Origin of the sequence: Curtobacterium sp. MMLR14_002 (assembly GCF_001864975.1) — a bacterium.
GTDB lineage: Bacteria > Actinomycetota > Actinomycetes > Actinomycetales > Microbacteriaceae > Curtobacterium > Curtobacterium flaccumfaciens.
The window spans coordinates 1-17,511 of the sequence record NZ_MJGT01000063.1 but is presented as its reverse complement, the minus strand read 5'-3'; the positions used below and the strand labels follow the sequence as shown (position 1 = coordinate 17,511).

At 71.5% G+C, this 17,511-nt stretch carries 18 protein-coding genes; 15 read left to right on the top strand and 3 right to left on the bottom strand.

Going from position 1 to position 17,511, the window contains the following annotated elements; genetic code table 11:
• The first annotated feature begins 156 nt into the window (after positions 1 to 156).
• Positions 157 to 2,004 (top strand): translation elongation factor 4, encoded by a 1,848-nt coding sequence (gene lepA, locus BIU91_RS12465; RefSeq protein WP_017886664.1) that lies wholly within the window; start codon positions 157 to 159, stop codon positions 2,002 to 2,004.
• A gap of 91 nt (positions 2,005 to 2,095) precedes the next feature.
• Here the strand turns inward: lepA and BIU91_RS18555 are convergent, their stop codons facing one another.
• On the bottom strand, positions 2,096 to 2,593 hold the full coding sequence (locus tag BIU91_RS18555) for a hypothetical protein (RefSeq protein ID WP_071405709.1): 498 nt from the start codon (positions 2,591 to 2,593) through the stop codon (positions 2,096 to 2,098).
• Between the two features lie 131 nt (positions 2,594 to 2,724).
• On the opposite strand from BIU91_RS18555, the gene BIU91_RS12455 reads away from it, so the two are divergent.
• Positions 2,725 to 3,372 (top strand): DUF1990 family protein, encoded by a 648-nt coding sequence (locus tag BIU91_RS12455; RefSeq protein WP_035808235.1) that lies wholly within the window; start codon positions 2,725 to 2,727, stop codon positions 3,370 to 3,372.
• Positions 3,373 to 3,448: 76 nt separating this feature from the next.
• Here BIU91_RS12455 and BIU91_RS12450 read toward each other — a convergent pair whose 3' ends face one another.
• Positions 3,449 to 4,141 carry an HAD family hydrolase gene (locus BIU91_RS12450; RefSeq protein ID WP_071405708.1) on the bottom strand — a complete coding sequence of 231 codons (693 nt, stop codon included), beginning with the start codon at positions 4,139 to 4,141 and terminating at the stop codon, positions 3,449 to 3,451.
• Positions 4,142 to 4,170: 29 nt separating this feature from the next.
• Here BIU91_RS12450 and hemW point away from each other — a divergent pair, with 29 nt between their 5' ends.
• Complete coding sequence (hemW, locus tag BIU91_RS12445) at positions 4,171 to 5,424, top strand: radical SAM family heme chaperone HemW (RefSeq protein WP_071405723.1); 1,254 nt, start codon at positions 4,171 to 4,173, stop codon at positions 5,422 to 5,424.
• A gap of 48 nt (positions 5,425 to 5,472) precedes the next feature.
• Here the strand turns inward: hemW and BIU91_RS12440 are convergent, their stop codons facing one another.
• A complete protein-coding gene (locus BIU91_RS12440) occupies positions 5,473 to 5,946 on the bottom strand; it encodes a DUF4870 domain-containing protein (RefSeq protein ID WP_309146906.1) in 474 nt (157 codons plus the stop codon).
• A gap of 110 nt (positions 5,947 to 6,056) precedes the next feature.
• Between BIU91_RS12440 and hrcA the strand changes: the two genes are divergently transcribed.
• The 12 genes from hrcA (at position 6,057) to BIU91_RS12380 (ending at position 17,462) form a co-directional block, all read left to right on the top strand.
• Complete coding sequence (gene hrcA, locus BIU91_RS12435) at positions 6,057 to 7,076, top strand: heat-inducible transcriptional repressor HrcA (RefSeq protein WP_027465308.1); 1,020 nt, start codon at positions 6,057 to 6,059, stop codon at positions 7,074 to 7,076.
• A gap of 33 nt (positions 7,077 to 7,109) precedes the next feature.
• Complete coding sequence (gene dnaJ / locus BIU91_RS12430) at positions 7,110 to 8,222, top strand: molecular chaperone DnaJ (RefSeq protein ID WP_017886671.1); 1,113 nt, start codon at positions 7,110 to 7,112, stop codon at positions 8,220 to 8,222.
• On the top strand, positions 8,222 to 8,959 hold the full coding sequence (locus tag BIU91_RS12425) for a 16S rRNA (uracil(1498)-N(3))-methyltransferase (RefSeq protein ID WP_071405707.1): 738 nt from the start codon (positions 8,222 to 8,224) through the stop codon (positions 8,957 to 8,959). Before dnaJ ends, BIU91_RS12425 begins: the two co-directional genes overlap by 1 nt.
• Before the next feature lie 38 nt (positions 8,960 to 8,997).
• Positions 8,998 to 9,351 carry a histidine triad nucleotide-binding protein gene (locus BIU91_RS12420; RefSeq protein ID WP_071405706.1) on the top strand — a complete coding sequence of 118 codons (354 nt, stop codon included), beginning with the start codon at positions 8,998 to 9,000 and terminating at the stop codon, positions 9,349 to 9,351.
• 70 nt (positions 9,352 to 9,421) lie between these two features.
• The gene (locus tag BIU91_RS12415; protein WP_239001512.1) at positions 9,422 to 10,483 is read left to right on the top strand and encodes a PhoH family protein; all 1,062 of its coding nucleotides are present in this window, start codon (positions 9,422 to 9,424) and stop codon (positions 10,481 to 10,483) included.
• A complete protein-coding gene (gene ybeY / locus BIU91_RS12410) occupies positions 10,480 to 10,941 on the top strand; it encodes an rRNA maturation RNase YbeY (RefSeq protein WP_017886675.1) in 462 nt (153 codons plus the stop codon). The genes BIU91_RS12415 and ybeY overlap by 4 nt, the downstream gene beginning before the upstream one ends.
• Positions 10,942 to 10,944: 3 nt before the next feature.
• Complete coding sequence (locus BIU91_RS12405) at positions 10,945 to 12,267, top strand: hemolysin family protein (RefSeq protein ID WP_071405704.1); 1,323 nt, start codon at positions 10,945 to 10,947, stop codon at positions 12,265 to 12,267.
• Entirely contained in the window at positions 12,264 to 13,202 is a 939-nt protein-coding gene (gene era / locus BIU91_RS12400; RefSeq protein WP_071405703.1) for a GTPase Era, read from the top strand. Before BIU91_RS12405 ends, era begins: the two co-directional genes overlap by 4 nt.
• 73 nt (positions 13,203 to 13,275) lie before the next feature.
• Positions 13,276 to 14,514: a histidine kinase gene (locus tag BIU91_RS12395; RefSeq protein WP_216099669.1), complete on the top strand. Its 1,239-nt coding sequence runs from the start codon at positions 13,276 to 13,278 to the stop codon at positions 14,512 to 14,514.
• Positions 14,511 to 15,200 (top strand): response regulator transcription factor, encoded by a 690-nt coding sequence (locus BIU91_RS12390; RefSeq protein WP_035808237.1) that lies wholly within the window; start codon positions 14,511 to 14,513, stop codon positions 15,198 to 15,200. The genes BIU91_RS12395 and BIU91_RS12390 overlap by 4 nt, the downstream gene beginning before the upstream one ends.
• A 112-nt stretch (positions 15,201 to 15,312) precedes the next feature.
• Positions 15,313 to 16,065: an ABC transporter ATP-binding protein gene (locus BIU91_RS12385; RefSeq protein WP_071405701.1), complete on the top strand. Its 753-nt coding sequence runs from the start codon at positions 15,313 to 15,315 to the stop codon at positions 16,063 to 16,065.
• On the top strand, positions 16,062 to 17,462 hold the full coding sequence (locus BIU91_RS12380; protein WP_071405700.1) for an ABC transporter permease: 1,401 nt from the start codon (positions 16,062 to 16,064) through the stop codon (positions 17,460 to 17,462). Before BIU91_RS12385 ends, BIU91_RS12380 begins: the two co-directional genes overlap by 4 nt.
• The last annotated feature ends 49 nt before the right edge of the window (positions 17,463 to 17,511 follow it).

Genomic DNA, 17,511 nt, shown 5'->3' with positions numbered 1-17,511 from the left:
CCTGCCGCCCTCGCACCGTGCGGGGTCCAGCACGCCGGCGCGAGGGCGCACCGAACGCGCACCGGACGCGCACCGTGCGTGGCGGACGCGCGCCGTGCCTCCAGGTCGGGTGAAGCGTGGGAGACTGTTGCGACCGTCCGACCCACCTGAGGAACCGTGAGCCCACAAGCATCCGCACCGCTGGAGCCCGCAGCGACCCCGGCCGACGCGATCCGCAACTTCTGCATCATCGCGCACATCGACCACGGCAAGTCGACGCTGGCCGACCGCATGCTGTCGATCACCGGCATCGTAGAGGACCGCGCGATGCGTGCGCAGTACCTCGACCGCATGGACATCGAGCGCGAGCGCGGCATCACGATCAAGTCGCAGGCCGTGCGCATGCCGTGGGAACTCGACGGTGAGACCTTCGCGCTGAACATGATCGACACCCCCGGGCACGTCGACTTCTCGTACGAGGTCTCGCGCTCCCTGGCCGCCTGCGAGGGCGCGATCCTGCTCGTCGACGCCGCCCAGGGCATCGAGGCGCAGACGCTCGCGAACCTGTACCTGGCGCTCGAGAACGACCTCGAGATCATCCCGGTCCTCAACAAGATCGACCTCCCGGCGGCCGAACCGGACAAGTACGCCGCCGAGCTCGCACAGCTCATCGGTGGCAAGCCCGAGGACGTCCTCCGGGTGTCCGGCAAGACCGGCGTCGGGGTGCCGGAGCTCCTCGACCTGGTCGTCCGTCGTGTTCCGGCCCCCGTCGGCGATGCCGAAGCGGCGCCCCGCGCGATGATCTTCGACTCGGTCTACGACAGCTACCGCGGCGTCGTCACCTACGTCCGCATGATCGACGGCACCATCTCGCCCCGCGAGAAGGTCCAGATGATGTCGACCAAGTCGACGCACGAGATCCTGGAGATCGGGGTCTCGAGCCCGGAGCCGAAGCCCACGAAGGGGCTGTCCGTCGGCGAGGTGGGCTACCTGATCACCGGTGTGAAGGACGTCCGCCAGTCCAAGGTCGGCGACACCGTCACGAGCGCGCAGAAGCCCGCGACCCAGGCGCTGCCCGGCTACACGGACCCGAAGCCGATGGTGTTCTCGGGCCTGTACCCGATCGACGGCAGCGACTACCCGGTGCTCCGCGAGGCGCTCGACAAGCTCAAGCTCTCCGACGCCGCACTGGTCTACGAGCCGGAGACCTCGGTCGCGCTCGGCTTCGGGTTCCGCTGCGGGTTCCTCGGACTGCTGCACCTCGAGATCATCACCGAGCGGCTGTCCCGCGAGTTCGGCCTCGACCTCATCACCACGGCCCCGAGCGTCATCTACGAGGTCACGACCGAGGACAACGCCGTGACCGAGGTCACGAACCCCTCGGAGTTCCCGACCGGGCGCATCGTCGAGGTCCGCGAGCCGATGGTCCGCGCCGCGATCCTGGCCCCGAAGGACTACGTCGGCGCGATCATGGAGCTCTGCCAGCAGCGCCGCGGCTCCCTGCTCGGCATGGAGTACCTCGGCGAGGACCGCGTCGAGATCCGCTACGAGATGCCCCTCGGCGAGATCGTCTTCGACTTCTTCGACCAGCTGAAGAGCAAGACCCAGGGCTACGCGTCGCTCGACTACGAGCCCACCGGCGACCAGGCCGCCGACCTCGTCAAGGTCGACATCCTGCTGCAGGGCGACCAGGTCGACGCCTTCAGTGCGATCGTGCACCGAGACAAGGCGTACGCCTACGGCACGCTCATGACCGAGCGGCTCCGCAAGCTGATCCCGCGCCAGCAGTTCGAGGTGCCGATCCAGGCCGCCATCGGGGCCCGCATCATCGCCCGCGAGAGCATCCGCGCGATGCGCAAGGACGTCCTGGCGAAGTGCTACGGCGGTGACATCACCCGCAAGCGCAAGCTCCTCGAGAAGCAGAAGGAGGGCAAGAAGCGCATGAAGACCATCGGTCGGGTCGAGGTCCCGCAGGAAGCCTTCATCGCGGCGCTCTCCGGCGACGTCGAAGAGAAGAAGAAGTAGCGCCGGGCGCGCAGCGCGTTTCGCGCTGAGCGACAGCTCACGCACTGCGACCGCCGTGATCTGTCGGTGAGCGCGAAAGCCCGGTGCGCGGTCAGCCGGTCCGGCGGGCGCGCGCCCGCAGGGCGGCCAGGCAGAGGGCCGGGAGGCTCGCTGCGGCCAGTCCCGCCAGTGCGGTCCGCAGGATGGCCCAGTGGGCAGCCGCGTCGAAGTCGGTCTGCTCGCCGGAGGCCACCCCGGCGACCACGGCGCCGACCACCATCGCGAGCGTCACGACCGCGAGAGCCAGTGCCAGCCGGTGGCCGCGATCACGCCGCACCGCCGACACCAGCGCAGCACCGAACAGCAGCACCCCGGCGCCGGCGCAGCTCGCTCCGACGGCGGCGATGACGTTCGCGGTGTCGAAGCCGCTCCACGACTCGGGGGCGATCGCAGCGGAGGCGTACCGGGCGGGCGACGCCGCAGCCGAGGTCGTCACGTCCACCAGCACCCGGGCGGTCGCCGCCACGCCGAACGCGACGAGCGTGAGCGCGGCGAGGACGATGGTCCGTCGGTCGACGGACCGCGGGCGGGCGGGGGTGGGGCGGGGCACCTGCTGACGATAGCCGCGGGGCGGACGGTTGTCGGGCCTCCAGTTCGGGGTGCACGGCGGGTGGGCCGACCAGGCGGAGGTGAGCACGGATCGGTTCGATCCGGGGCGGCCCGCCCAAGTAGCATGGCGGCATGAGCATCCGCGGGAGCTACCGGACCGCCCTGACGTACGGCGCGGTGGGGGCGACCCAGGCGTCGGACCTCATGACCTACCCGCCGGACGGCTTCACGCCGGCCGAGTCGCGCGCGCGGATCGGACACGGCGACCAGCGGTTCGAGACCGCTGTCGTGCAGGCGCTGACGTGGCAGATCCAGGAGCGCAGCGGTGTCCGCGTGCGCGTCGAGGAGCAGCCCGACGACGACGAGGTCCGGTACAACCCGGTGACCTTCGACGACGACGGTGTGCCGATCGCGCCGGCGTCCATCGGGACGCCCCGGGTCGAGAAGTTCGCCCCCGACGGCACTCCGCTGCTGACGGCGGGCACCAGCGCGACGCTGACGATCCACGCGTTCGGGCAGACCGTGCTGGCACCGGTGCGCGTCGTGTCGATCATCGACGAGCACGACCGCAAGGGGTTCGCCTACGGCACGCTCGAGGGGCACCCGCTCTCCGGCGAGGAGTCGTTCGTCGTCGAGCGCACCCCGGACGGCTCGGTGTGGCTGCAGGTCCGGCAGTTCTCGCAGCCGGCGAGCCGGAAGTGGCGCTTCGTGGCGCCGTTCGTGCGGCGGCAGCAGAAGGTCATGGCGGAGAAGTACCTGGCGGCGCTGCGGGGCGACTAGGCGTCGCGGTCGCTGGCGGTCACTCGCGGTCGCTGGCGGTCGCTCTGGGTCGCTGGCGGCCGCTCGCTCTCGCTCCTCAGCGGAGCGGTGGGAGCGCGGCGATCGCATCCTCGATGAGGGCGGCGTCCTGCTGGCAGTCGCGTGCGACGGTCACGGCGTTCGTGTGCCGCAGCGCATCGACGTCGTAGACACCCGTCGCCACGGCCAGGAAGGGGATGCCCGCGGCGTCCGCGGCCTCGCCGTCGCGCGGGGTGTCGCCGACGATGACCGCCCGGGTGCCGACCAGTTCCGCGGCGGCGCGCAGGGTGACCCCGGCCCGCTCGACCTCGGTGTCCCCGAAGTACGAGTGCTCCCAGTCGAAGACGTCGGGGTCGAACCCGGCGCCGGTGAGCTTCACCCGGGCGCGGTACTCGGAGTTGCCGGTGAGCAGCCCGTTGCGCCACCCGAGCTCGGCGAAGCGGGTCAGGAGCGCCTTCGCCCCGGGGACGGGGCTGCGGTGGTCGCCGGAGGCGTGCCGTTCGGCGGTCAGGTCGTGCAGGTGCCGGCTGACCGAGGGGATCAGGGTGTCCTCGAACGCGTGGGCGCGCACGTGCTCGGCGATGAGCCCGGCGTCGGTCCGACCGTGCTGGTGCCCGACCCGCAGGGTGAGGTCGCGGCCCACCGCCCGCTCGAGGGCGAGGTGGTAGAGGTTGCCCGGGGACGACGCGTTCATCACGAGGGTGCCGTCGATGTCCCACAGGACCGTGGTGGGGACGGGATGGTGCTCCATGGCTCCCATCATGACGGACAATGGACTCCATGCCGAGTGCTCTCCCGATCGCCGATCCAGCACCAGCAGACGGCCTGATCACCCCGTGGGCGGCAGCGGGCTCCGCTGCCGGGCCGGGGGCTGGTCCCGCCGCCGGTGACGTGCCCTTCGGCGTGTACGTGCACGTGCCGTTCTGCCGCGTGCGCTGCGGCTACTGCGACTTCAACACCTACACGGCGTCGGAGCTCCGCGGCGTCCGTCGCGACGACTACGCCGGGCACGCCGTGCGCGAGATCGAGTGGGCCGCGACCGTGCTCGATCGTTCCGGTGTGCCGCGGCGGCCGGTGTCGACCGTCTTCTTCGGCGGCGGCACCCCGACCATGCTGCCGGCGTCCGACCTGGCGATGATCCTCCGTGCGATCGACGACACCTGGGGCATCCTGCCCGGGGCCGAGGTCACCACCGAGGCGAACCCGGACTCGGTCGACGCGGCGTCGCTCGAGACCCTGCGGGCCGGCGGCTTCAACCGGATCAGCTACGGCATGCAGTCCGCCGTGCCGCACGTGCTCGCCACGCTCGACCGCACGCACGACCCGCTCCGGGTCCCCGTCGTCGTCGACCTCGCGAAGCAGCAGGGACTCGACGTCTCGCTCGACCTCATCTACTCGACGCCGGGGGAGTCCCTCGCCGACTGGCGGACCTCGCTCGACGCCGCGATCGCCTGCGCGCCCGACCACGTGTCGGCGTACTCGCTCATCGTCGAGGACGGCACCGCGATGGGCCGCATGGTCGCCCGCGGCGAGCTCCCCGCCCCCGACGACGACCTGGCCGCCGACATGTACGAGCTCGCCGACCAGGTGCTCGGGGACGCCGGCTACTCCTGGTACGAGGTGTCGAACTGGGCGCGCGGTGACGCGCACGCGAGTCGTCACAACCTGTCCTACTGGAAGGGCCACGACTGGTGGGGTGTCGGCCCCGGCGCGCACTCCGCCGTCGCCGGCACGCGCTGGTGGAACGTCAAGCACCCGGCCGCGTACGCGAACCGGGTGCTGTCGGGGGAGTCGCCGGCCGCCGGCCGCGAGACCATCGACGACGAGACGCGGTACGTCGAGCGCCTGCTGCTGGCGGCGCGGGTCCGCGGGGAGCTCGCGACGAGCGAGATCCGCCAGGAGGCCCGTGGCCGGGTCGCCGGGCTCATCGCACGCGGACTCGTGGACGGGTCGGCCGCGGTGCGGGGACGGATCGACCTGACCCTGCAGGGTCGCCTGCTCGCCGACGCGGTGGTGCGGGAGCTGCTCGACTGAGGGGCGTGCGCACTGCTTGGTGCGCACTGCGTGCCGCTGCCGCTACCGCTACTGCTTGATGAACTCGATCGAGAGCGGGTAGCGGTAGAACTGGCCCTGGTTCGCGGCGACCGCCGCCATGATGCTGAAGATCAGCGACACGATCGCAGCGGCGAGGATGATCAGGAACCCGACGCCGAACACCGAGGTGAGCGAACCGACGAAGTACGCGATCGCCATCGTGATGTGGAAGTTCAGGGCGACCCGGGTGTGCTCCCGGATGAAGCCGCCTCGATCGCGGAGGACCAGGTAGGCGACGAGCGGCGCGACGACGGTGAAGAAGATGCCACCGATGTGCGTCAGCGTGGCCCACAGGCGCTGGTCCTCCGGGCTCATCGGCTGGGGCGGGGTGTAGCCGGCGGGGTACTGCGGCCCGCCGGGGTACTGGGTCCCGCCGGGCTGCTGGGGGCCACCGGGGCCGTGGCCGTACGGGCCGCCGGGCTGCTCGGGTCCGGGGCCGTCGGGCTGCTGTCCGTAGGTCATGGCGGAAGCGTATCGGCCGACCGCCCGGAAGTCCCGGGCCGTCAGCGGTCGGGCGTAGGATCAGCAGTCGACACGTCCGAGTGCCAGGTCGATCGGGAAAGGAGGCGCTCGTGGTCAGTGAACGCAGCCTCGAGGTCCTCAAGGCCATCGTGCGCGACTACGTGGCGTCGCGTGAACCCGTCGGGTCGAAGACCATCGTCGAGCGACACGCCTTCGGGGTCAGTGCCGCCACGATCCGCAACGACATGGCCCTGCTCGAGGACGAGCAGCTGATCGCTGCACCGCACACCTCGTCCGGCCGGGTACCGACCGACAAGGGGTACCGCGTCTTCGTGGACCACCTGGCGGGTGCCCGTCCGCTCTCCAGCGCGCAGCGGCACGCCATCGAGACCTTCCTCGGCGCCCCGAACGACCTCGACGAGGTCCTCGGGCGCACCGTCCGGCTGCTCAGCCAGCTCACCAACCAGGTCGCCCTGGTGCAGTACCCCTCGATGGTGCGCGCCCGGGTGCAGCACGTCGAGCTCGTCCGGCTCGGAGACGCACGGTTGATGGTGGTGCTCATCACCGACACCGCCCGCGTCGAACAGCGCGTGGTCGAGACCGACGTCCCGCTCGACGAGGACTCGCTGGGCGAACTCCGCACCGTGGTGAACGGCGCGACCGTGGGGCTCCTGCTGCAGGACGTCCCGACCGCGCTCCGAGCCGTGCCGCAGCAGCTCCGCCCCGATGCCCAGACGCTCGGCGGGGTCGTCGTCGCCACGCTCATCGAGCAGGTCGCGGCGAACCGGCAGGACCGCCTGCTGATGGCCGGTGCGGCGAACCTGGCGAAGAGCGAGCAGGACTTCTCCGGCGGCCTCTTCCCGGTGCTCGAAGCGATCGAGGAACAAGTCACCCTGCTCCGGTTGTTCGGGGAGATGCAGGTGGACGACATCGCGGTGGCGGCCAGCATCGGCGTCGAGAACGCCGAGTACGGGCTCGACGCCACGAGCATCGTCGCCGGCGGCTACCTGGCCGGTGGCGAGGTGGCCCGCCTGGGCGTCCTCGGACCGACCCGCATGGACTACGGCACGAACATGGCGGCCGTCCGCGCCGTCGCCCGCTACCTGTCCAAGCTCCTGGGCGAACACTGACCAACCGACCGAACCCAACCGACTGAGGGATACGTGGCAGACCACTACGACGTCCTCGGCGTCCAGCGAGACGCCTCCGATGCCGACATCAAGAAGGCCTACCGCCGCCTGGCGCGTGAGCTCCACCCGGACGTGAACCCGGCACCCGACGCCGCCGAGCGCTTCAAGGACGTGACGCACGCGTACGACGTGCTGAGCGACCCCGAGCAGCGGCGCCGGTACGACGCCGGCCCGCAGGCCGACAGCCCGTTCGGCGGTGGTGCCGGCGGCTTCAGCGACATCTTCGACGCCTTCTTCGGCGGCGGCGGTGGCGGCGGCCGTGGCTCGGGCCCGCGCAGCCGTGCCGAGCGCGGCCAGGACGCCCTGCTCCGCATCGAGGTCGACCTCGACGAGGTCGTCTTCGGCACCCACAAGGACGTCGAGGTCGACACGGCGGTGCTGTGCGAGACCTGCCACGGCTCCTGCTGCGCACCGGGCACCAGCCCGCGCACGTGCGACATCTGCGGCGGCTCCGGGCACATCCAGCGCCAGGTCCGTTCGCTCCTGGGCAACGTGGTGACGAGCGCCCCGTGCGGCACCTGCCGCGGGTACGGCACCGTCATCCCGAGCCCCTGCCCGACCTGCCAGGGTCAGGGCCGCGTCCGCGCACGTCGCACCGTGCCGGTGGACGTCCCCGCGGGCGTCGACTCCGGCCTGCGCCTGCAGATGCCCGGCCAGGGCGAGGTCGGTCCGGCCGGCGGTCCGTCCGGCGACCTGTACCTCGAGATCCGTGTACGCCACGACGACGTCTTCAGCCGTGACGGCGACGACCTGCTGGCGACGCTCGAGGTCGGCATGACCGACGCCGTCCTCGGCACGACCACCACGATCGACGGCCTCGACGGTCCGGTCGAGCTCGAGATCCGGCCCGGCGTGCAGAGCGCCGACGTCCTCGTCATCAAGGACCGTGGCATCACGAAGCTGCGCGGGAACGGCCGCGGTGACCTGCGGGTCGGCGTGCAGGTCGTCACCCCGACCAAGCTGTCCCACAAGGAACGACAGCTGGTCGAGCAGCTCGCGAAGTCGCACAAGACCACCGCCCCGCAGCTCGCCCGGTTCCAGCAGGGCATGTTCGGCAAGCTCCGCGACCGGTTCTTCAACCACTGATGGCGTCGCTGTACCTCGTCGACTCGCTGGACGGCGTCGCCGTCGGTGACCCGGTGTCGCTCGACGGCGCCGAGGGCCGGCACGCGGTCTCCGTCGCGCGCGTCCGGGTCGGCGAGGTCCTGCGGATCGCCGACGGTCGGGGCACCGTGGTGTCCGGGCCGGTCACCACGCTCGGCAAGGACACGCTGGAGCTCGCGGTCCAGACCGTCGAGCACCAGGATGCACCGCGCCCGTCGCTGACCCTCGTGCAGGCCCTGGCGAAGGGCGGCCGTGACGAGATGGCGGTGCAGGCGGCGACCGAGATCGGCGTCGACCGGGTCGTGCCGTGGTCGGCCGCGCGCAGCGTCTCCCGGTGGGACGGCGCGAAGGTCGAGAAGGGCCGTGCCCGGTGGGCATCGATCGCGCACGAGGCCGCGAAGCAGGCGATCCGTCCGCGCGTGCCCGTCGTCGCGCCGCTGGTGACGACCGGACAGCTCGTGTCCGCGCTCGGGGAGGGGACCGCCCTCGTCCTGCTCGACCCGACCGCGACCGTGCGACTCGCCACCTGGGAACCCCCGACGGACGCCGAGGACATCGCACTCGTCGTCGGTCCCGAAGGCGGCATCGACGGCGCGGAGCTCGACCGGCTCGAGGCCGCGGGTGCCGTGCGGGTCCGACTCGGTGACAGCGTGCTCCGCACGTCCACCGCCGGACCGGCGGCACTCGCTGTCCTGCAGGCGCGACTGGGCCGCTGGTGAGCCGGACCAGGCCGTCGGGCGCGTCCTACGATGGAGCCATGAGCAGCAGCACGCCCAGCGTCTTCTCCAAGATCATCGCGCGCGAGATCCCGGCGACCATCGTCGCCGAGGACGACCGCGTGATCGCGATCGAGGACATCGCCCCGAAGGCTCCCGTCCACGTGCTCGTCGTCCCCAAGACCGAGCAGTACGCGAACGTCGGCGAACTCGCAGCGGGCGACCCCGGCCTGCTGGCCCACGTCGTCGCCACCGCGCAGCGCATCGCCGACGAGCGCGCCGACGGCCAGTTCCGACTCGTCTTCAACACCGGCGAAGCCGCCGGTCAGACCGTGTTCCACGTGCACGCGCACGTACTCGCAGGTGAACTGCAGGAAGGCACCCTTGCCGGTTAACGAACCAGTACAGCCCACCGCCGCCGACGACGAACCCGTCTCGGTCTCGCTCCAGGTCGACGGCATCGCCATGGTGCAGCTGCTCGGCCCCCAGGACCGTCTGCTCAAGACGGTCGAGCGCCAGTACCCGGGCGTCCGGGTCGTCGTCCGTGGCAACGAGGTCACGCTGACCGGGCCCGAGCGCGACGTCGCCCGCGCGAAGGCGCTCGTCGACGAGCTCGTCGGCATGGTCAGGCGCGGGCAGGAGATCGGCCCGGCCGACATCCCGATGTCGGCACGGATCCTCGACGACGACCGCAAGCCGTCCGACACCTTCGGCACCCCGATCGTGTCGAGCCGTGGCAAGTCCGTCCGCCCGAAGACGGACGGGCAGCGTGCCTACGTCGACGCGATCGACGAGCACACCATCACGTTCGGCATCGGTCCGGCCGGTACCGGCAAGACGTACCTGGCGATGGCCAAGGCCGTGCAGGCACTGCAGCGGCGCGAGGTCAACCGGATCATCCTCACCCGTCCCGCGGTCGAGGCCGGCGAGCGGCTCGGCTTCCTGCCGGGCACGCTGACCGACAAGATCGACCCGTACCTGCGCCCGCTGTACGACGCGCTCAACGAGATGATGGACCCGGAGCTGGTCCCGAAGCTCCTGGCGGCAGGCACCGTTGAGGTCGCCCCGCTGGCGTACATGCGCGGCCGGACCCTCAACGACTCCTTCGTGGTGCTCGACGAGGCGCAGAACACCACGCCCGAGCAGATGAAGATGTTCCTGACCCGGCTCGGGTTCGGCTCGAAGATGGTCATCACGGGCGACATCACCCAGGTCGACCTGCCGGGCAACGTCTCCGGTCTCCGGCTCGTGACCCGCATCCTCGACCAGGTCGAGGACATCCACTTCGCCCGTCTCGGCAGCGAGGACGTGGTCCGCCACACCCTCGTCGGCCGGATCGTCGACGCGTACACGGTCTACGACGAGGAGCGCCTCGCCGAGCAGGCCGGGCAGCGTCCCGGTGGCCGTGGCACCGCCCCGGTCGGCAACCCCGACGGAGCGAACCGCGCCGAACGCCGGGGGCGCCCGCCGCAGGATCGCGCACGACCCCCGTACCCCCAGAACGACGCCCGAGGAGGCACCCGGTGAGCATCGAGCTCAACAACGAGTCCGGCGTCGAGGTGGACGAGGCCGCGATCCAGCGGCTCGCCGCGTTCGCCCTGGACGCGATGCACGTCCACGCCGATGCCGAGCTCGCGATCGTGCTGGTCGACGAGGGTGCGATGGAGCAGCTGCACGTCCGGTGGATGGACGAGCCCGGACCGACGGACGTCCTGAGCTTCCCGATGGACGAGCTGCGTCCCGGCACCGAGGACGATCCCACGCCGGCCGGGCTGCTGGGCGACATCGTGCTCTGCCCGCAGGTGGCCGAGGAGCAGGCGAAGACCGCCGGGCACTCGAGCACCGACGAGATGCTGCTGCTCACCTGCCACGGCATCCTGCACCTGCTCGGCTTCGACCACGCCGAGCCCGACGAGAAGGCCGAGATGTTCGGCATCCAGGGCGAGATCCTGACCGCCTTCGCCGCCCAGCACCGAGGGCGGTAGCCGGTGGTCGTCGTCGCCGGACTCCTCGCGGTGGCGCTGGGGCTCGTCGTGCTCGGCGGGCTCCTCGCCGCGAGCGACGCCGCGCTCTCGGTGCTCTCCCGTGCCGACCTCGAGGAGATCGCCAGGGGCAACAAGCGCCGCCGCGCCATCGAGGCGATCGCGGACGACGTCGGGGCGCACGTCAACGCGCTGAACTTCTTCCGCGTCCTCGCCGAGACCGCGGCCGCGGTGCTCGTGACGATCGCCCTCGTGCGCGCCTTCGACAGCTGGTGGCTCGCACTCGTGCTCTCCGCCGCGATCATGACCGCGGTGTCGTTCGTCCTGGTCGGGTCGAGCCCCCGCAGCGTCGGACGCGCCCACGCCGAGCGGCTGATCGGTGCGACCGGCGGCATCGTCCGTGGGGTCCGCATCGTGCTCGGTCCGCTGGCCGGGCTGCTCGTCCGGATCGGCGACCGGGTCACCCCCGGCCGCGGCCGGAGCGCCTCCACCGTGTCGAGCGAGGAGCAGCTGCTCTCGCTCGTCGACGAGGCCACCGAGAGCAACGTGCTCGAGGACGAGGACCGCGAACTCATCCACTCGGTGTTCGAGTTCAGCGACACCCTGGTACGCGAGGTCATGGTGCCCCGCACGGACATGCTCACCGTCGACGGCGCAGAGACGCTGGCCGCGGCCATGGAGCAGTTCCTGGCCGCCGGAGTGTCCCGGATGCCGGTGACGGGCAAGGACAGCGACGACGTGCGGGGCGTGCTCTACCTGCGCGACGTCGCGCGGTCGCTGTACGAACGACCGGCGTCCCGCAGCGAGCGGGTCAGCCGGCTGCTGCGGCCCGCCGAGTTCGTGCCGGAGTCGAAGCACGCCGACGACACCCTGCGGCACATGCAGGTCGCCAAGAACCACCTGGTGCTGGTGGTCGACGAGTACGGCGGAGTCGCCGGGCTCGTGACCATGGAGGACCTCATCGAAGAGCTCGTCGGGGACATCTCCGACGAGTACGACCGCGCCGTCGTCGACCGGACCGAGGTCGAACCGGGCATCTGGCGGATCTCCGCCCGACTGCCGATCGACGAGCTCGGCGACCTGTTCGGCATCGAGCTCGACGACGACGACGTCGACACCGCCGGTGGCCTGCTCACCAAGGAGCTCGGACACCTGGCGGTCTCCGGCGACACCGTCACCGTGTCCGGGGTCGTCCTGACCGCCGACCGGGTCGAGGGCAAGCGCCGCCACCTCATCACCGTGCTCGCCGAGCGCACCCACGCCCTGGCCGACGTCGAGGACGCCTTCGACGACGCCGAACCCACCACGACGGGAACCACGCACGCATGACCGACCCCGACACCACCCAGGCCGGCTCGGAGAAGCCCTACCGCGCGGGCTTCGTCTCGTTCGTCGGCCGTCCGAACGTCGGCAAGTCGACGCTGACCAACGCCCTGGTGGGCGAGAAGGTCGCCATCACCTCGTCGAAGCCGCAGACCACCCGGCGCGCCATCCGCGGGATCGTGCACCGGCCCGACGGCCAGGTGATCATCGTCGACACCCCGGGCGTGCACCGTCCGCGCACCCTGCTCGGCGAACGGCTCAACGACCTCGTGCAGTCCACCCTCGGCGACGTCGACGTGATCGGGTTCTGCGTGCCGGCGAACGAGCCCGTCGGTCCCGGCGACCGGTTCATCAACGACACGCTCGACCAGTACCCGCGCGCCAAGAAGATCGCGATCGTCACGAAGATCGACAGCGCCTCGAAGGACCGCGTCGGTGAGCAGCTGCTGGCCGTCTCGAAGCTCCGCGACTGGGACGCTGTGGTGCCGACCTCGGGCACCCGGGGCATGCAGCTCGAAGACCTGCTGGGCGTCGTCACGAGCCTGCTGCCCGAGTCGCCGCAGCTGTACGACTCGAGCGCCGTGACCGAGGAGACCGACGAGGAGCGCATCGGGGAGCTCATCCGCGAAGCCGCGCTCGAGGGCGTCCGCGACGAGCTGCCGCACTCGCTCGCCGTGGTCATCGAGGACATCGTCGAGCCCGACGCCGACGAGGACGCCGACGGCCCCCTGCGCATCTTCGCGAACCTGTTCGTCGAGCGGGACAGCCAGAAGGCGATCGTCATCGGACACAAGGGCGAGCGCCTGAAGGACGTCGGTTCGCGGGCCCGCGTCGAGATCGAGTCGCTGCTCGGGGGCCGGCACGTCTACCTGAACATCCGCGTGAAGGTGGCCAAGGAGTGGCAGCGTGACCCGAAGCAGCTCGGACGCCTCGGCTTCTGACCGTCCGCCGTTCGCACCCCGGGTCATCCGGGCGAGGGACGCGGGGACGAGCGGCCCGCCGTACCGTGGACGGGTGTTCCGTCCCATGCTGCGCGCGCAGGTCATCACCGACCTGCTGATCGCCGTGCTGCTCGGCGGCCTCGTGCTGGTCGCCAGCGGGCGCGGGATCGACGGGCCGTTGTCCGTGGTCACCGTCGTCGGGATGACCGCCGCCCTGGCACTCCGGCGCCTGTCACCCGGGCTCGCCCTGGCCGTTGCGTGGGTGTTCGCGGTCTTCGAGATGGTCACCCTGCAGGTGCCGGACGTGTCGAACGCGTTCATCGCCGGCGTCATGTACACGACGAGTGCGTGCGGCAGCCGCCGTGTGCGGCTGGCCGGGCTCGTGTCGGCGATCGTCGGGTCCGTCGCCGCGGCGGCGTACATGGGCTTCGACGACTACCAGAACCGGCTCACCTACGAGACCGCCTCCACGCCGCTGCAGGAGTCCCTGCAGGTCACACTCTCGTTCTTCGCCGTCGTCCTGCTCCTGCTGCTGCTGCCGTGGCTCGCCGGACTCGTGGTCCGGACCCGTCGTTCGGCGAGCATGAGTCGCGAGGCCCAGCTGCTCGCGGAGCGTGACGCCGCGCGGGCCGACCGGGCCGTCGCGGTCGAGCAGGAGCGCGTGCGGATCGCCCGCGACATGCACGACATCGTCGCGCACTCGCTCGCGGTCGTCATCGCGCAGTCCGACGGTGCCCGGTACGCCCTGAAGGCCGACCCCGCGGTGGCCGACCAGGCCCTCAGCACCATCTCGTCCACGGCCCGGCGAGCCCTCGGTGACGTGCGCGAACTCCTCGGCGCGCTCCGGCACGAGCAGGGGACCGCGCCGACGCCCGAGATCGACGACATCGACCGGCTCATCGACGAGATGCGGCAGCTCGGGCTCGACGTGCGGGTGGAACGCGAGGGCGACCCCGCCGGGCTGCCCACCACCACGCAACTTGCGGTCTACCGGATCGTGCAGGAGAGCCTGACGAACGCGTACAAGCACGGAGAGCCCGGCAGCCCGGTGCGTGCCGCCCTGACCTACCGGCCGGACACCGTCGAGATCGCCGTCGTGAACCGTCGTGCCGACGACGGCGTCCGCGGCCCCGGCACGGGCCACGGCCTGGTCGGCATGCGCGAGCGCGCCGTGATGACCGGCGGCACCATGACCGCCGGGGCCCGAGGAGACGACTTCGCGGTCGCCGTCCGGATGCCGACCGTCCCGGCCAGTGGGCAGATGCCCCGTGGCCGGATCACCCCGACCGAGCAGGAGCGCACCGCCCGATGACCACGATCCCGACCGACGAGCACTCGATCCGCGTCGCCCTCGTCGACGACCAGGCGCTGTTCCGCACCGGCATCCGGATGCTCATCGACTCGCAGCCCGACCTGCGGTTCGTGGGCGAGGCGGGCGACGGTGCCGAGGGGGTCGAACTCGTCCGGCGGACCCGTCCCGACGTGGTGCTGATGGACGTCCGGATGCCCGTGATGGACGGCATCACGGCGACCGGTCACATCGTCGAGCAGTCGGGCACCGACGGCGCGAAGGTCCTCGTGCTGACCACGTTCGACTTCGACGAGGCCGCTGCCAAGGCCATCCGCGCCGGTGCGAGTGGCTTCGTGCTCAAGGACGCCGACCCCGAGTTCCTGCTCGCGGCGGTCCGGACCGTGCACGCCGGCACCGCGGTGTTCGCCGCGTCGGCCACGCGGGAGCTCCTGCGACGGTACGACGACTCGGTCGGCCGCGCCGCCGCCGTCCCCGCGGCCTTCGCCGACCTCACCCCGCGTGAGCGCGAGATCTTCGACCTGGCCGCCCGGGGGTTCAGCAACAGCGAGATCGCCCAGCACGAGTACGTCAGTGAGGCGACCGTGAAGACGCACATCTCGCGGGTCCTGACGAAGCTCGAACTCCGCGACCGGGTGCGGCTCGTCGTCTTCGCCCACGAACACGGGCTCGTCACCAAGGCCGACTGACCCCGGGTCATCCGCGGGGATGACCCCTCCACAGGCAACCGAGCCGAGCGGACGATCCACAGGAGCCGAGCGGGCGACGCGGGACAGGGCCGCTGACCGCCATCGTGGATGCATGACCACGAGCCACGCCCCGATCATCCGCCTCGACCACGTGTCCAAGCACTACGGCGACGACGCCCGACGTGTGACCGCGCTCGACGACGTCAGCGTCGACATCGGCGCGGGGGAGTTCACCGCGGTGATGGGCCCGTCCGGGTCCGGCAAGTCGACGCTCATGCACGTCGCGGCCGGCCTCGACGCCGTGTCCACCGGCCGGATCCAGATCGACGGCGTCGACATCACAGCCCTGGGCGACAAGGACCTCACCGAGCTGCGTCGTCGTCGGCTGGGCTTCGTGTTCCAGTCGTTCAACCTCGTCCCGACGCTCGACGTCAGCGAGAACATCCGGCTGCCGTTCCTGCTCGGTGGGCACAAGCCCTCGCACGAGGAGACCGCCTGGATCGACCGGCTGGTCGAGATGCTCGGGCTCGGCAACCGGCTGACCCATCGTCCGCACCAGCTCTCCGGCGGGCAGCAGCAGCGCGTCGCCATCGCACGGGCGCTCGCATCGCGACCGGCGGTGGTCGTCGCCGACGAACCGACCGGCGCGCTCGACTCCCGCACGGGGCGCGACGTGCTCGCGATCCTCCGCGGTGCCGTCCAGGAGTGGGGGCAGAGCGTCGTCATGGTCACGCACGACCCGGTGGCAGCCGCGAACGCCGACCGCATCCTGTTCCTGGCCGACGGCCGGATCGTCGCCGACCGCCCCGCGATGGACGCCGGCGCGATCTCCACGACGATGCTCGGGATGGAGGCAGCAGCGTGAACGGCGTCCGCTCCTTCGCCCCCACCGTCCTGGTCGCCGCCCTCGGCACCATGTTCGGTTCCGCCCTCGTCATCGCACCGGGGATCGTGACCGAGGCGCTCCGAGCCGCCGGGGTCGCCGACCTCGGCCCGATCAAGGCGATCCTGTCGGTGGTCGGGTGGCTGTTCCTCGGCATCGCGCTCTACGTCGGCGCGATCGTCACCGCGAACACCTGCGCCACCCTGATCGCCGGGCAGACCCGGATCATCGCCCTGCAGCGGTTGGTCGGCGCGACCGGTGCGACCTTGCGGGCGCGGATCACGCGCACCGGCCTGGTGGTCGGTGTGCTCGGCGGGGTCGTCGGCGCCGTCGTGGGGACCGCGCTCTCGGCCCTGTTCGTCATCGTCCTGCGGGGCAACGGGGTCCTGCCCGAGGCCGACTACACGTACGTGCCGTGGGAGCTCGTCCTGCCGGTCGTGGCCGTCGTCCTCGCCACCTGGGGGGCCTTCGCCGCCGGGTCGCGCCGCGTGCTCACCGTCACACCGCTCGAAGCGCTGTCGTCGTCCGTCGAGCCGAGCCACGACGACGTCCGGTCCGGTACGGCCCGCAAGGTCTGGGCGATCGTGCTCATGGCCGGCGGCGCGGTGCTGATGCTGCTCGGGCTCGCGGTGAGCTCGCTGACCCCGATCGCGGTCCTGCCGGCGGCGCTCGGCGGGTTCGTGTCCTTCGCGGGGGTCGCCGTGGGGGCGACGATCGTGATGCCGCCGGTGCTGCAGCTCATCGGCCGCATCGGCTCGCACGACCCCGTCGTCCTGCTCGCCGGACGGAACGCGATGCGGGCGCCGGGACGGTCCTCGCGGGCGACCATCGGGCTCGTCATCGGCGTCACCCTGCTCGTCACCTTCGCGGTCGCGCTCGGCATCATGCAGCACGTGCTCGAGACCGAGATGCGCGCCATGAGCGCGGGGAGCGCCACCCCGCAGATGATCGAGGCGCAGCGCGACCTCTTCGTGCAGATCAACGCCGTCGTCAGCGTGGTCGTCGGGTTCTCCGCCGTGATCGCCGCCGTCGGGGTCGTGAACGCCCTGGCGCTCGGGGTGCTCCAGCGTCGACGCGAACTCGGGCTGCTGCGGGTGCTCGGCCTGACCGGTGCACAGGTCCGACGGATGATCGTGACCGAGGCCGTGCAGATGGTCGTCGCGGCCGTCGTCTCGGGGCTCGCACTCGGCACGCTGTACGGCTGGGTCGGCGGGCAGACGCTGCTCGGCTCGCTCGGGACGCCCGTGGCGCCGGTGCTGCCGCCGCTGACCATCGGCATCGTGGTGATCGGCGCGCTGGTCCTGGCGGTCGTCGCCACCATCGCGCCGGTGCGGCGCGCGATGCGCGTCCCGCCGACCGAGGCCCTCGCGGTCGACTGACCCGTCGCCCTGGTCGCACCACGCGACGACACGGGAGGCCCGGTGCCAG